Origin of the sequence: Rhizobium sp. NZLR8, assembly GCF_019685025.1 — a bacterium.
Classification (GTDB): Bacteria; Pseudomonadota; Alphaproteobacteria; order Rhizobiales; family Rhizobiaceae; genus Rhizobium.
Genome location: NZ_JABDVY010000016.1, coordinates 40,628 through 53,493, shown reverse-complemented (window position 1 = coordinate 53,493; position 12,866 = coordinate 40,628). Strand labels below are relative to the sequence as shown.

12 protein-coding genes are annotated in these 12,866 nt (G+C 58.5%); 8 read left to right on the top strand and 4 right to left on the bottom strand.

The window, feature by feature from the left end; all coding sequences use genetic code 11:
* The first annotated feature begins 8 nt into the window (after positions 1 to 8).
* The 6 genes from HJB89_RS27205 to HJB89_RS27180 all read left to right on the top strand — a co-directional run bounded on the left by HJB89_RS27205 (position 9) and on the right by HJB89_RS27180 (position 6,504).
* Positions 9 to 1,268, top strand: a complete 1,260-nt coding sequence (locus tag HJB89_RS27205) for an amino acid ABC transporter substrate-binding protein (RefSeq protein WP_011654656.1) — start codon at positions 9 to 11, stop codon at positions 1,266 to 1,268.
* Between the two features lie 27 nt (positions 1,269 to 1,295).
* Positions 1,296 to 2,168, top strand: a complete 873-nt coding sequence (locus tag HJB89_RS27200) for a branched-chain amino acid ABC transporter permease (protein WP_018517376.1) — start codon at positions 1,296 to 1,298, stop codon at positions 2,166 to 2,168.
* Entirely contained in the window at positions 2,093 to 3,157 is a 1,065-nt protein-coding gene (locus HJB89_RS27195) for a branched-chain amino acid ABC transporter permease (RefSeq protein WP_244432393.1), read from the top strand. Before HJB89_RS27200 ends, HJB89_RS27195 begins: the two co-directional genes overlap by 76 nt.
* Positions 3,150 to 3,881, top strand: coding sequence for an ABC transporter ATP-binding protein (locus tag HJB89_RS27190; RefSeq protein WP_011654659.1), 732 nt, complete (start codon positions 3,150 to 3,152; stop codon positions 3,879 to 3,881). Before HJB89_RS27195 ends, HJB89_RS27190 begins: the two co-directional genes overlap by 8 nt.
* Positions 3,871 to 4,602: an ABC transporter ATP-binding protein gene (locus HJB89_RS27185; RefSeq protein WP_032984735.1), complete on the top strand. Its 732-nt coding sequence runs from the start codon at positions 3,871 to 3,873 to the stop codon at positions 4,600 to 4,602. Before HJB89_RS27190 ends, HJB89_RS27185 begins: the two co-directional genes overlap by 11 nt.
* Before the next feature lie 78 nt (positions 4,603 to 4,680).
* On the top strand, positions 4,681 to 6,504 hold the full coding sequence (locus tag HJB89_RS27180; RefSeq protein ID WP_011654661.1) for a methyl-accepting chemotaxis protein: 1,824 nt from the start codon (positions 4,681 to 4,683) through the stop codon (positions 6,502 to 6,504).
* Positions 6,505 to 6,507: 3 nt separating this feature from the next.
* On the opposite strand, the gene HJB89_RS27175 is transcribed toward HJB89_RS27180, so the two are convergent.
* From HJB89_RS27175 to HJB89_RS27160, 4 genes are all read right to left on the bottom strand, one after another.
* Positions 6,508 to 7,488 carry a LysR family transcriptional regulator gene (locus tag HJB89_RS27175; protein ID WP_011654662.1) on the bottom strand — a complete coding sequence of 327 codons (981 nt, stop codon included), beginning with the start codon at positions 7,486 to 7,488 and terminating at the stop codon, positions 6,508 to 6,510.
* 217 nt (positions 7,489 to 7,705) lie between these two features.
* Positions 7,706 to 8,377, bottom strand: a complete 672-nt coding sequence (locus HJB89_RS27170) for an NTP transferase domain-containing protein (RefSeq protein WP_011654663.1) — start codon at positions 8,375 to 8,377, stop codon at positions 7,706 to 7,708.
* A gap of 17 nt (positions 8,378 to 8,394) precedes the next feature.
* Positions 8,395 to 9,426: a GTP 3',8-cyclase MoaA gene (gene moaA, locus HJB89_RS27165; RefSeq protein ID WP_041936687.1), complete on the bottom strand. Its 1,032-nt coding sequence runs from the start codon at positions 9,424 to 9,426 to the stop codon at positions 8,395 to 8,397.
* 860 nt (positions 9,427 to 10,286) lie between these two features.
* Entirely contained in the window at positions 10,287 to 10,958 is a 672-nt protein-coding gene (locus tag HJB89_RS27160) for a TetR/AcrR family transcriptional regulator (protein WP_041936688.1), read from the bottom strand.
* Between the two features lie 118 nt (positions 10,959 to 11,076).
* On the opposite strand from HJB89_RS27160, the gene HJB89_RS27155 reads away from it, so the two are divergent.
* Entirely contained in the window at positions 11,077 to 12,027 is a 951-nt protein-coding gene (locus tag HJB89_RS27155) for a cyclase family protein (RefSeq protein WP_011654666.1), read from the top strand.
* 7 nt (positions 12,028 to 12,034) lie between these two features.
* Positions 12,035 to 12,802: an SDR family NAD(P)-dependent oxidoreductase gene (locus HJB89_RS27150; protein WP_011654667.1), complete on the top strand. Its 768-nt coding sequence runs from the start codon at positions 12,035 to 12,037 to the stop codon at positions 12,800 to 12,802.
* The last annotated feature ends 64 nt before the right edge of the window (positions 12,803 to 12,866 follow it).

The following is a 12,866-nucleotide window of genomic DNA, read 5'->3' as shown; positions in this document are numbered from 1 at the left end:
AGGAAACCATGTCAGATTTTACGAAACGCGAATTGCTCCGCGTCATGGCTCTTACTATGGGAGCCCTGGCCTTGACGCAGCCTGCCTGGTCCGAGGATCAGCCGATCAAGATCGGCTCGAGCATGGCCTTGTCCGGGCCGCTTGCTGGAGGCGGCCGGCAATCGCAGCTTGCATTGCAGATGTGGGTGGAGGACGTCAATTCGCGCGGCGGGCTTCTTGGCCGAAAGGTGGAGCTAGTCACCTATGATGACCAGGGAAGCCCAGCACAGAGCCCCGGTATTTTTTCCAAGCTGATCGACCTCGACAACGCCGACCTTCTGATTGCGCCCTACGGGACCGTGCCGGCGGCTGCAGTTATGCCGCTGGTCAAGGAACGCGGCCGGCTTCTGATCGGGCAGATCGGGTATCAGATCAATTCCAAGGTCCACCACGACATGTGGTTCAACAATTCACCTTGGAACGACGCGGAAAGCTGGGTCGGCGGCTTCTTCAAGCTCGGCGAAACGGTCGGCGTCAAGAAAGTGGCGTTCCTGGCGGCAGACCAGGAGTTTTCCCAGAACATCCTCGCAGGCGCCAAGGCGCTCGCGGGCAAAGCCGGTTTCGAGACGGTCTATGAGCAAACCTATCCGCCCACGACCGTGGACTTCTCGGCGATGATCCGCGCCATTCGCGCGGCCTCTCCCGACATGGTGTTCGTTGCTTCCTATCCCGCAGACTCAACGGCGATCATTCGCGCTGTCAATGAGATCGGCGTTGGATCTTCCGTCAAGCTGTTTGGTGGCGGGATGGTCGGACTTCAATATGCCTCGGTGATGCAGGCTCTGGGGTCCCAGCTGAACGGGGTCGTCAACTATCACACCTATGTCCCCGAAAAGACCATGGCGTTTCCTGGCGTGAAGGAATTCCTGGACCGGTATGCTGAAAAGGCCAAGGCAGCCAAAGTCGAAACCCTCGGCTACTATGTCGCTCCATTCTCCTATGCGTCGGGACAGATCCTGGAACAGGCCGTCAAGGCAACCGGAAGCCTGGATAATGCCGAACTCGCAAAATATCTGCGCACCAATGAGGTCCAGACGATCGTCGGCCCAATCCGTTGGGGCACTGACGGAGAATGGTCGCAGCCCCGGGTCGTGATGGTCCAGTTCCGCGACGTCAAGGACGGCGATGCCGAGCAATTTCGCCAAGAGGGCAAGCAGGTCATCGTCTACCCCGACAAATATAAAACCGGGGATCTGGTTTCGCCCTTAAGCGGGGCGCAGGGCAGGTAAACCTGCGCTGCCGAGGGGGAATTGACCATGGTTTCGATCGATCTTTTGATTGAAGGGCTTGTCTTCGGTGTTCTTGTCGGCTGCTTTTATGCAGCCGTCAGCATCGGGCTTTCAATTGCATTCGGGCTGCTTGACGTGCCCCATATCGCCCACGCTTCCTTCCTTGTGCTGGCAGCTTACATGACCTTCCTGCTCGGATCTTTCGGGATAGATCCGCTTCTGGCCGGAGCCCTTATCCTGATCCCGTTCTTCTTCCTGGGCGCCGCTGTCTACCGCTTCTACTATGAGGCGTTCGAGAAACGGGGCACCGATGCCGGGGTACGGGGCATCGCCTTCTTCTTCGGCATTGCCTTCATTGTTCAGGTCGTGCTTTCACTCGTCTTCGGTCTCGACCAGCAAAGTGTCAGCGCACCCTATATCGGCAGCAGTCTCGCGCTTGGGGAAATGCGAATACCCTGGCGCCTGATTGTCGCGCTTGTGGTGGCTGTCGGACTGGTTCTTAGCCTAAACCTTTACCTGTCCAGAACCTTCCGCGGCCGCGCGATCCGTGCGGTTGCTCAAGACCCCTGGGCGTTAAAGGTGATTGGGGCGAACCCGGTTCTGACCAAACAGTGGGCTTTCGGCCTTGCCACTGCCGCTACAGCGGTCGGCGGGGCGCTCCTGATCATCGTTAGCCCTGTCGAGCCCAGTCTCGACAGGGTCTATATCGGCAGAACTTTCTGCGTCGTGGTCCTGGCAGGCCTGGGAAGCATGAACGGGACATTGATCGCGGGCATTTTGCTGGGGGTGATGGAGTCGCTCGTACTAACAGCGTTCGGAGCCTCATGGGCGCCCGCGGTCGCCTTCGGACTTCTCCTGCTCGTATTGGGCTTGCGGCCACAGGGGCTTTTTGGACGATGAGAAACAACTCGATCCCATTCTGGTTACTCGCACTGGCGCTCCCGGTCCTGGCCTTCATATTGCCGAAGCTCGGGCTCAATGAATATTACCTCTATGTCGGGTACGTCATTCTTCAGTACGTTGTGCTCGCTACGGCCTGGAACATTCTTGGCGGTTACGCAGGCTATGTCAATTTTGGCACGGGCGCCTTTTTCGGACTTGGCGCCTACACGGCTCTGGTGCTGATGAAGGCCTTTGGTGCACCACTTCCGATTCAGATCGCGGGCGCCGCCATCGTTGGCGCGCTGCTTGGCATCGGAGCCGGGTTACTGACGTTGCGCCTCAAGGGCATCTTCTTTTCGATCGCGACGATTGCAGCTGCGATCGTGATCGAAACCTTTATTCTCAACTGGCGCTTCGTCGGCGGCGCAACCGGTATGCAGATCATCCGCCCGGAGGTGCCCCTTGGATTTGATACCTATACACGGCTGTTGCTGTTCGTGATGACGGTGCTGACGGTTATTGCAATCATCGTTGCTCGCTACATCGAGCGGTCCTGGCTCGGCAGAGGCCTGCATGCCGTGCGCGATGCGGAGGCGGCAGCTGAATGCTCGGGCGTTCCGACATTGCGGCTCAGGCTGATCGCCTGCGCGATATCGGGTGCCCTCATGGCTGCAGCCGGGGCTCCGTTCCCGCTATATACGAGCTTTGTCGAGCCGAGTTCGACCTTCAGCCTGAATTACTCGGTCATGGCCCTTTCGATGGCTGTGGTCGGCGGAATGTCGCGCTGGTGGGGACCCGTGCTCGGCGCAATCCTGATCGCCAGCAGCCAGCAACTCGCTGCCTCAGCAAGCCCGGAGCTTCACCTGCTGGTCGTTGGACTGCTGATGGTCATCTTCGTGATCATGGCGCCCGAGGGGCTGGTCGGATTGGCAAAACTCGCCCGCAAAAGCCTGCAACCAGGCGCCAAGTCAATCCGCCTCGTCGAAGGAGCAAAAGCGCATGACTAGCCTTTTGAAGGTGGACAATGTCACGAAACGGTTCGGCGGCTTCACGGCCCTTACCGACGTCAATCTCGACATTGCCAAGGGCGAACGCCTCGGCCTGATCGGCCCGAACGGCTCGGGCAAAACAACCCTTATCAACTGCATTTCCGGGGTATTGCCGATCGAAGCGGGAGCAATCGCATTTGATGGCGCAGACATTTCGAAGCTTGCGACCTATCGCCGAGCCAAGGCAGGTCTGGCGCGGACTTTTCAGATCCCGAAGCCGTTCCACTCGATGACGGTCATCGAGAACCTGATGGTGCCACTCGAGTACATCGTTCACCGTCTGGTCGATGCAAAAAACCAAAACGCGGCTCATTCCGAAGCGAGCGATTTGCTACGCCGTGTGCGGCTCGCCGATCGCATGAGCGCGCCAGCAGGACAGTTGTCGCAGGTGGAGCTGCGCAAACTTGAGCTGGCGCGGGCTGTTGCCGCTCGTCCCAAATTGCTGATCTGCGACGAGGCCATGGCCGGCCTTGCCACTAAGGAGGTCCACGAGATCCTCGATATTCTAATGGACCTCAATTCTTCCGGCATCACCATCGTCATGGTGGAGCACATTCTGCAAGCGGTCATGCGGTTCTCGCAACGCATCGTTTGCCTGACTGCGGGACGGATCATATGCGATGGCGCACCCGCCGATGTCATGGCCAATCCAGAAGTGCGGAGGGCATATCTTGGCAGTTAAGATAGTGGTGCGCGACCTGCATGCCGGATACGGCACGGTGCAGGTCCTACATGGTCTGTCAATCGAGGCTCGGGAAGGCGAGACCGTTGTCCTCCTCGGTACCAACGGGAATGGCAAGAGCACATTGATGAAATGCCTGATCGGCGACGTGCGTCCAACGCAAGGCTCGATCACGCTCGAGCTTGACGGTCAGGCGATCGACCTGACCCATCTCGGCACCGATCAAATCGTCGAATATGGCATCAGCATCGTTCCGGAAGGGCGGCGGCTATTTCCGCAGCTGACCGTCGAGGAGAATTTGCTCCTCGGCGCCTATCGCAAGGCGGCGAGAAGCAAGATCGCCGCCAATCTCGAATTTTGCTACGGCGCCTTCCCAATCCTGAAGGAAAGACGACGGCAACTGTCGGGATCAATGTCGGGCGGACAGCAGCAGATGCTGGCGCTTGGCCGGGCGATCATGTCTTCGCCCCGCATCCTCCTCGTGGACGAGCCTTCCGTCGGTCTGGCGCCGATCATGGTGTCCCAGGCGATCGCGAAGATCGGTGAATTGAAGGAGCAGTTCGGGCTAACGGTTGTCATGGCCGAACAGAATTTTCAGGAAGCGATGCGGATTGCTGACCGGGGCTATGTTCTCGTGCACGGTGAGGTCGCCTTTTCCGCAGAGACCGCAGCTGAGCTTCGCGACAGCGAGCTTATCAGCCAACTCTATCTGGGAGGTTGAGGCTAAAAGCGGTCTTAACTCCTGAGTCATTTCAAAAACCCGTCAACTGGATCAGCTCCTTCCTCCGCAGAGGTTTCTATGTCAAATTTCCGCATTTCCAGCAAACTGATCCTGCTGACGACGGGTCTTGTCATCGTCTTCGCCTTGGCTGCCGTATTCCTGATCGAGGCGGCGACGGAAACAATCTACAGCGAGCGCAAGGACGCGCTGAAGACGCAGGTCGACATCGCCTATTCGATCGTGACGACGCTTCATAGTGACGAAACTGCCGGGAAGATCAGCCGCGAAGAGGCGATCGCGCAGGCAACGGCGCTTGTTTCGCAGATCCACTATGAGCCCAATGGGGTCATTTTCGGATACGACTATTCGGGCGTGCGCGTCATCAACCCCGGCAATGCCGGGGTCGGCAAGAATTTCATGGCCCTGACAGACAAGAACGGAACGCCACTCATCAAGAACATCATCGATGCCGGCAGAGCCGGCGGTGGTTTCAGCGAATATTTATGGCCGAAGCCCGGCGCGGGCGATGATGCGACGTCCGTAAAAGTTTCGTACTCAAAAGCGTTTGACCCCTGGCAGTTGGTGCTCGGCACGGGCGCCTATCTGGATGACATCGACGAAAAGATTAATCAGGTTTACGTTCAGGCGTTAGGGATCGTGGCTGCCGTCCTTGTTATCAGCTTGATCGGAGCACTTGCGGTGGTGCGTGGCATTACGCGACCGCTCACTCGCATACATTCATCTTTATCAGCGGTCTCAAACGACGACGTCTCGATTGCGATTCCGCACACGAACCTGACGAATGAAATCGGCATGATGGCAAGGGCCACAAAGATCCTGCAGGACAAAGTTCGGGATCGTCTGACCATGGAACAGCGTGAAGCAGACCAGCAGAGATTGATCGAACAGGAGCGTTCCGAGGCCTCCCGGATCCAAGAAGAGGAAGCCGCGGGACAGGCACATGTCGTCAAACAACTGAGCCAAGCACTCGCGGCACTTTCTGAAGGCGATCTGACGGTGCGCTGCTCGGATCTCGGAAGCCGTTATGATGTCCTGCGCGCCAATTTCAACTCTGCCATAAGCAGGCTCCTTCAGGCGATGCAGGCGGTCGCACGCAATGCCGGTGCCATCACGGCGGGCTCGGAGCAGATCCGCAGTGCATCGGACGAACTGTCGAAGCGCACGGAACAGCAAGCAGCCTCCGTCGAGGAGACGGCTGCGGCCTTGGAGGAAATCACGACGACGGTGGCACAGGCGAGCCGGCGCGCTGAAGAGGCAGGACGTCTTGTGCGCCGGACACGGGAGAACGCCGAGGTTTCCGGCACGGTCGTTGGCCGTGCCATCGAGGCAATGAGCAAAATCGAAGCCTCTTCAGCAGAAATTTCCGGCATTATCGGCGTCATCGATGAGATCGCTTTTCAGACCAATTTGCTGGCTCTCAACGCCGGCGTCGAGGCAGCGCGGGCGGGTGATGCCGGGAAAGGCTTTGCGGTCGTTGCCCAGGAGGTGCGTGAACTTGCGCAGCGCTCTGCCAAGGCCGCGCAACAGATCAATCAGCTGATTGCAGTTTCGAACGTCCACGTCCAGACCGGAGTGGCTTTGGTTGGTGAAACAGGCAGTGCGCTCAGTACCATCGTGTCGCAGGTCAAGCAGGTGAGCGACAATGTCGAGGGGATCGTTGAAGCTGCCAAGGAGCAGTCTCTCGGAATCGCCGAGATCAACCAGGCAATCAACGTCGTTGACCGCGGCACCCAGCAAAATGCGGCGATGGTCGAGGAATCCGCTGCAGCCGCCCACAGTCTTGCGGCCGAAGCCGCTGCACTGCTCCGGTTGCTGGCCCAGTTCAACGTTGGTGGCGGCGCGACATCTCACGTTACGCCCAAGATGGCGGTCGCCGGCTAATGCTCAGGGGCCGTTGCCAAGCATGTCGATAGAAGCTTGCTGATTATCTGCACTGATCGGCGCAGGCGTGGTTGTCAGCACGGCGCCCAGCCAGTTATTTCCTTCAACCTTTCGATGGATCTGATCGAGAAGCATTTGGTGAAAGAGCTTCGCAGGAATTGTCAGTTCCGTCTGCGGAGGGCTTACAAATGCCCAGTCGACAGAGAGGCCCTCAATCGGGCTTGCTGAAATTAGCCCGTGGCTGAGGGCGGCGTCGATCGCGCAATAGGGCAGGATACTGTAGGCCGTGCCTTTCGCGACGAGTGCTGCAATCATACTCGTCGAATTGCTGTCAGCCAAGACGCGCATCGGCAGCTGGTTGCGCCCAAAAGCGTCTTCGATCGCCACCCGGAAATTGTTCATTCTGTTGGTCAGGATGAGCGGCTTGCCAGCAGCGCTATCCAGGGTAAGCAGCTGATTTAAGTCGTACTTCTCAGAGGCTGGCGCGACGAGGAAAAGGGTTTCCCTAAACAGAAACTCGGAGCGCAAGCCCTGGTTCTCGTCGGAGACGACGATTGCGCAGTCGATTTTGCTCTGCTGGATACCGGCAATGAGATCCAAACTGATCCCTTCGCGAATATGAAGATGAACATCGGCATATTGCCGGCAATAAGCGTCGATCAGCTCGATGCTCACCATGTGGGAGATAGCGGGGGGCAATCCGACCGTGAGATGGCCTCGCGGTTCAGATTGATCTGAAACGACATCACGAAGCTTGTCAAATTCGTAGACGAGCACTGTTGCTCTTTCACGCAGAGCCTTGCCCGCAGCGGTCAGCGCAACACCATGGCCGGATCGAATGAAAAGGGTTTCACCTAGATCTTCCTCGAGAAGTCGGATCTGTCTCGAAAGAGCGGGCTGAGCGATATTGAGAACTTCAGAGGCACGCGTAAAATTGCCGTGCTCGGCAATCTCGAGAAAATATCGGATTTGCCGCAGATTCATGCTCGTGTTCCCGCCCTGTTCAATTTTGCTTACATCATGCCGTCAAGTTGAAAGAGGCGTCAACTGTCGCGGCGGGGAACTCATGATGAGCCCGATCGAGCCGCGGGCTGGACGCGGTTGGCGTCAGCCGGCCACTTGGATCATGTCCGATCGCTTTGAAAGCTAACGTGGACCGCAGAGTTCTCTGGCCATGATGCCTGCACGCCTGCTTGAACATTTAGTATTTGATGATGCCGCCGGCACCCTTCACCGCCTCTGGCGTGTCGAGATCCAGCAGCGCGGCCTCGCCGATCTCTACCTGAAAAACAGGCAACGAGGCATTTTCAATGATCTGGCGTGCTCCTATATCGCCTTTAAGCTGCAAGATTTGCTGATTGAGCGAGGTCGGAAGAATGACCGGATTTCCGGGCCTTCCCTGACACGCCGCGCGCACGATGCAATCTTGCCCGGACAATTGGAAGGTGGCGATCAGCTGATTAAGGTGCGAACTGAGCAAGCCTGGCATATCGGCGAGCATAACCAAAGCGCCATCGATCTGCCGATCTTCGAGGTATGACACCCCTGCAACCAAGGAGCTCGCCATTCCAGTGAGATAATGCGGATTTTCGACCATCTCTAAGTTCAGGCCCGTAACTGCCGTCTCGATCTCCGTTCGCCGGTGGCCGGTCACAAGGATGACGGCCGCCGCATTCGAGCCGAGTGCAACCGCCGCCATGCGGCGCACCAGTGGAATCCCGTCGAACTCCGCAAGCAATTTGTGCCCACCAGTTGGACCCATTCTGGCCGCCTGACCGGCCGCAAGCAATAAGATGGCGACGCGGGGAATGGCGCTTTGGTCTGCTGTTCGGCGCTTGCCAGCCGGATGATCGGCCCGAGGGGTGTTGGACATTCCAGTCGATCCTCCCGTCAGCCGCCGGTGACACTCATATGCCGCGCCACCGCCGGCCGCTTGTACGTGCGGTCAATGATGAAATCGTGGCCTTTTGGCTTGCGGGTGATGGCTTCGTCGATCGCCGCGTAGAGCAGGCCGTCGTCTTCGGTGGCGCGCAGTGCGACGCGCAGATCGGCGGCGTCGTTCTGGCCGAGGCACATGTAGAGCGTGCCGGTGCAGGTCAGGCGGACACGGTTGCAGCTCTCGCAAAAATTATGGGTCATGGGCGTGATGAAGCCGAGCCGGCCGCCGGTTTCGGCGACGTCGACATAGCGGGCCGGGCCGCCGGTCTTGTAAAGGATATCGGCGAATGTGAATTGTTGCTCGAGGTCAGCGCGCAACTTGGAGAGCGGCAGATACCGGTCGGTGCGGTCTTCCTCGATCTCGCCCATCGGCATCGTCTCGATGACAGTCAGATCCATGCCTCGACCATGGGCGAAGCGCAGGAGGTCGGGCATCTCGGCTTCGTTGAAGTCTTTCAGCGCCACGGCATTAAGCTTGATTTTCAAACCGGCCTTCTGCGCAGCGTCGATGCCCTCCGTCACCTTGGCGAAATCGCCCCAGCGGGTAATGGCGCGAAACTTGTCGGGGTCGAGCGTGTCGAGCGAGACATTGATGCGGCGCACGCCGCAATCGTAAAGTTCGTCGGCATGGCGGGCGAGCTGCGACCCGTTAGTGGTCAGCGTCAATTCGTCGAGACCGGAGCCGATCTTTTCGCCGAGTTCGCGCACCAGAAACATGATGTTCTTGCGCACCAGGGGCTCGCCGCCCGTCAGCCTGATCTTGCGCGCGCCCTTGGCGATGAAGGCGGAACAGAGCCGGTTCAGCTCTTCCAGTGTCAGCAGATCCTTCTTCGGCAGGAAGGTCATGTTTTCCGCCATGCAATAGGTGCAGCGGAAGTCGCAGCGGTCGGTCACGGAAACGCGCAGATAGGTGACCGCCCGGCCGAAGGGGTCGATCATAGGTGGCGTCCTCAACACCGACCGGCTGCCGCTAAATGCGAGCATATGGCGCTCTCCGAAAGTCACGCAGGAACTCTGCTGGTATGGAATAACATCGAGCCGATAAACCTAACGTCCTTGATGGTAGCGGCAGGCTGTCATCTCGGCAATTGCTTGAAGAGGCAGTTCGACTTTCGAGCCAAATTGCCTCAACTCATCGCGGTAAGCCTTCGCGTCGATAGCTTCTGTGGTCGCCCGCGTGTTTGGCTCGTCTATCTCTTGTGGGGCTTTGCCGGCGCCCAAAATGGTCAGCCATGCGACCAAACCAAGCAGCGCCGATCACCGCTCCGACCCCAGAGGACAGCAATGACCGGGGATTGACCGAAGTTCAGTCCCCAGGGTTTCGAGACGAAGGTCAGAAACCGATCAAGAAATAGTCAAGAAATTCCACAACGCTCGAAGGCCCCGGCCGCGATCATGCTCTTTTGATTACCGGTTTGATTACCGGTCAGCGGTTGCTGACATCCAGCATTGTGAACATCTTTCTCCCTCCGTCGGCTCTCGCCAGCGATTGCCCCAAGTCAACTCCCCGGGGCGTCGGCTTGCTCCTCCCGACCGACGTTGTGCTCCGCCGAACTTTCTGTCCTTTTCCAAAAAAATGCAGGCGGATGCTTCAATTTGTCGGAGCTCATATTCCACGCTCCTGCCACCTCCCGGGCTCCGGCTGGATGGACTCTTTGCCCGGGAGGCGGCACGGGGGAGGATGGCGGTACCGACGCAATAATTATCGGACGATAATTTATTTTGTCAACAGCTGCTTATTGTTTTCGGCATCAGCCGAATTTTCGAAGCCAGGAAGGCTAGCCTGACAGCGGAACGCCGCCATGGGAGCCCTCTTAATGATCGATCGCCGAGGTTTACGTTTGCTAGGATTGCGCCGCAAGCTTTGCCGGCTTCATCGCCGAAAGTTTCGAAAAATACGCCTGGATTCCGTGATGGAAGACATCCACGACGTTTCCGATGATCTTCTGGCGGTCTTTCGGCGGCGGCAGGCTGAAGATGTGCTCGCGAACGCCGAGATAGAAGATGCCGCTGTGCAATGCCCAGGCCAGTTCGAGTTCCTCGGCCTCCGGCTGTCTTTCGCCGTCAAGACCCGCCAAATGCCGGTATTCCTTGATGATACGTTGGAGGATCCGCTCCTCAAGGAGGCCAATATACCAGCGATTGATGTCAGCGCCTTTTAAGCCTGAAAACAGATAGATGCGCATCCAATCGCGAGTGAAAATCGCGTGCGTGTAACTGTCGTAGAAGGCCTTCAGCCGCCAATCCAAGGGCTTGGTCCGGTCGCACAGCAGCCGGTCCCACTCCACGTCCCAGCGCTCCAGGTAAACCGATCGGTAGGCTTCGCGGATGAGGTCTTCCTTGCTTGGGAAGTAACGATAGAGCAGGGGCTGCGTAATGCCCAGCTGCCGGGCAATCTCGCGGGTACTACTCTCGAAACCATGTTCCGAAAAAAGGTTGATGGCCTTCTGGAGGATCTCTTCGCGCCTTTCGGTCGGCGGTAGGCGGCGTCTCTTGGTGGGGTGCTTTGGAACCATTGTCCTTCGGAAGTCAGGGTGTGGCTGATGCGACCCTTCTATCACGGAAAAAGACCTCTTGACTACCACGCCGGGCAGGGTTTATTTATCTATCGATAACTTAGGAGGAGATTTCATCATGACGTTCACCCGTCAGGCGATTTATGACGCCGCCAAGAAGGTTTCCAACTGGGGGCGCTGGGGCGACGACGACCAGATCGGCACCCTCAACAATATCGAGCCTACCGACATCGTGGCGGCTGCTTCACTGGTCAGGAAAGGCAAGACCTTTTCCCTGGGGCTGTCGTTGAAGGAGCCGATCCAGTCAGGCCTGTTTGGAGGTCGCTGGAACCCGATCCACACGATGCTAGCAACGGGCACGGATGCGGCCGCGGGCAATCAGGACGAACCGGCACCCTATCTGCGCTACGCCGATGACGCGATCAACATGCCTTGCCAGGCTTCGACGCAATGGGATGCGCTCTGCCACATCTTCCTCGATGACAAGATGTATAACGGCTACGACGCAAGGCTGGTCGACGTCAAAGGCGCCAAGAAGCTCGGCATCGAGCATTATCGCGACAAGATGGTCGGGCGCGGCGTGCTTCTCGACATCGCTCGCTGGAAAAGCGTCGCATCTCTGGACGACGGTTACGCGATCACGCCTGCCGACCTTGATGGCTGCGCGGCCTCGCAGGGCGTGGAGATCCGCAAGGGCGATTTCGTGATCGTTCGCACCGGCCATCAGGAGCGTTGCCTGGCGAAGGGAAGTTGGGAAGGCTATGCCGGAGGCGATGCGCCTGGCATGGGTTTTGATACCTGCTTCTGGCTTCGCGACAAGGACGTTGCCGGCATCTGCACCGACACGTGGGGATGCGAAGTGCGTCCAAATCAAACCAAGGAAGCCAACCAGCCCTGGCACTGGGTCGTCATTCCGGCGATGGGGATCGCGATGGGAGAAATCTTCTACCTCAAGGAGTTGGCCGAGGATTGCGCCGGGGATAAGGTCTATGAGTTCTTCTTCCTGGCCCCGCCCTTGCATCTGCCAGGCGGCGCTGGCTCTCCGATCAATCCGCAAGCGATCAAGTGAACGAGACATGTCCGGTTTCAACATCCTTGAGCGGTTTTCGCTCTCCGGTCGCCGCGCACTCGTCACCGGCGCTGGCCGGGGGCTTGGTCGCTCGATCGCCGAAGGACTGGCAAGCGCCGGCGCAGAGGTCACCCTCTGCGCCCGGACCGAAAGCGAGGTCGAAGAGGGCGCCCGGTGCATCCGCGACCATGGTTTCAAGGCTGAGGCGCTTGTTGCAGATGTCAGCGATATCGCCGGCTTTCGCGCAACCGTCGACGCGATGCACGCCCACGACATTTTCGTCAACAATGCCGGCACGAACAGGCCGAAGCCACTCTCAGACGTCACCATTGAGGACTTCGATGCGGTGATCGGATTGAACCTGCGGGCTGCTGTCTTCGCGGCTCAGGCCGTCACGGCCCGTATGGCAAATCTCGGCATACAAGGTTCAGTCATCAACATGTCGTCGCAAATGGGGCATGTCGGCGCTGCCAATCGGACGATCTACTGTGCCTCCAAGTGGGCTCTGGAGGGATTTACAAAAGCGCTTGCCGTTGAGCTTGGCCCCGTCGGGATCCGCGTTAATACGGTTGCGCCCACATTCATCGAAACGCCAATGACGACACCGTTTCTGGAGGATCCCGCGGCCCGTAACGCCATCGTCTCTAAAATCAAGCTTGGCCGCCTCGGTACGCCCGAGGATGTGGTCGGAGCGGTGCTGTTCCTGGCGTCGGATGCTTCGGCGCTTGTGACGGGAAGCGCTCTCCTGGTTGATGGCGGGTGGACGGCGGATTGATCGTGACGGGCGACTGACCGCACGCGATAGCGCCGCCTGGAAATCACGCCGGATTATCCAAGCA

Excerpts from the sequence above, each read along its gene's own strand:
- HJB89_RS27205 (WP_011654656.1), top strand. The coding sequence starts at position 9 with ATGTCAGATTTTACGAAACGCGAATTGCTCCGCGTCATGGCTCTTACT.
- HJB89_RS27200 (WP_018517376.1), top strand. The coding sequence starts at position 1,296 with ATGGTTTCGATCGATCTTTTGATTGAAGGGCTTGTCTTCGGTGTTCTT.
- HJB89_RS27195 (WP_244432393.1), top strand. The coding sequence starts at position 2,093 with ATGGGCGCCCGCGGTCGCCTTCGGACTTCTCCTGCTCGTATTGGGCTT.
- HJB89_RS27190 (WP_011654659.1), top strand. The coding sequence starts at position 3,150 with ATGACTAGCCTTTTGAAGGTGGACAATGTCACGAAACGGTTCGGCGGC.
- HJB89_RS27180 (WP_011654661.1), top strand. The coding sequence starts at position 4,681 with ATGTCAAATTTCCGCATTTCCAGCAAACTGATCCTGCTGACGACGGGT.
- HJB89_RS27175 (WP_011654662.1), bottom strand. The coding sequence starts at position 7,488 with ATGAATCTGCGGCAAATCCGATATTTTCTCGAGATTGCCGAGCACGGC.
- HJB89_RS27170 (WP_011654663.1), bottom strand. The coding sequence starts at position 8,377 with ATGTCCAACACCCCTCGGGCCGATCATCCGGCTGGCAAGCGCCGAACA.
- moaA (WP_041936687.1), bottom strand. The coding sequence starts at position 9,426 with ATGCTCGCATTTAGCGGCAGCCGGTCGGTGTTGAGGACGCCACCTATG.
- HJB89_RS27160 (WP_041936688.1), bottom strand. The coding sequence starts at position 10,958 with ATGGTTCCAAAGCACCCCACCAAGAGACGCCGCCTACCGCCGACCGAA.
- HJB89_RS27155 (WP_011654666.1), top strand. The coding sequence starts at position 11,077 with ATGACGTTCACCCGTCAGGCGATTTATGACGCCGCCAAGAAGGTTTCC.
- HJB89_RS27150 (WP_011654667.1), top strand. The coding sequence starts at position 12,035 with ATGTCCGGTTTCAACATCCTTGAGCGGTTTTCGCTCTCCGGTCGCCGC.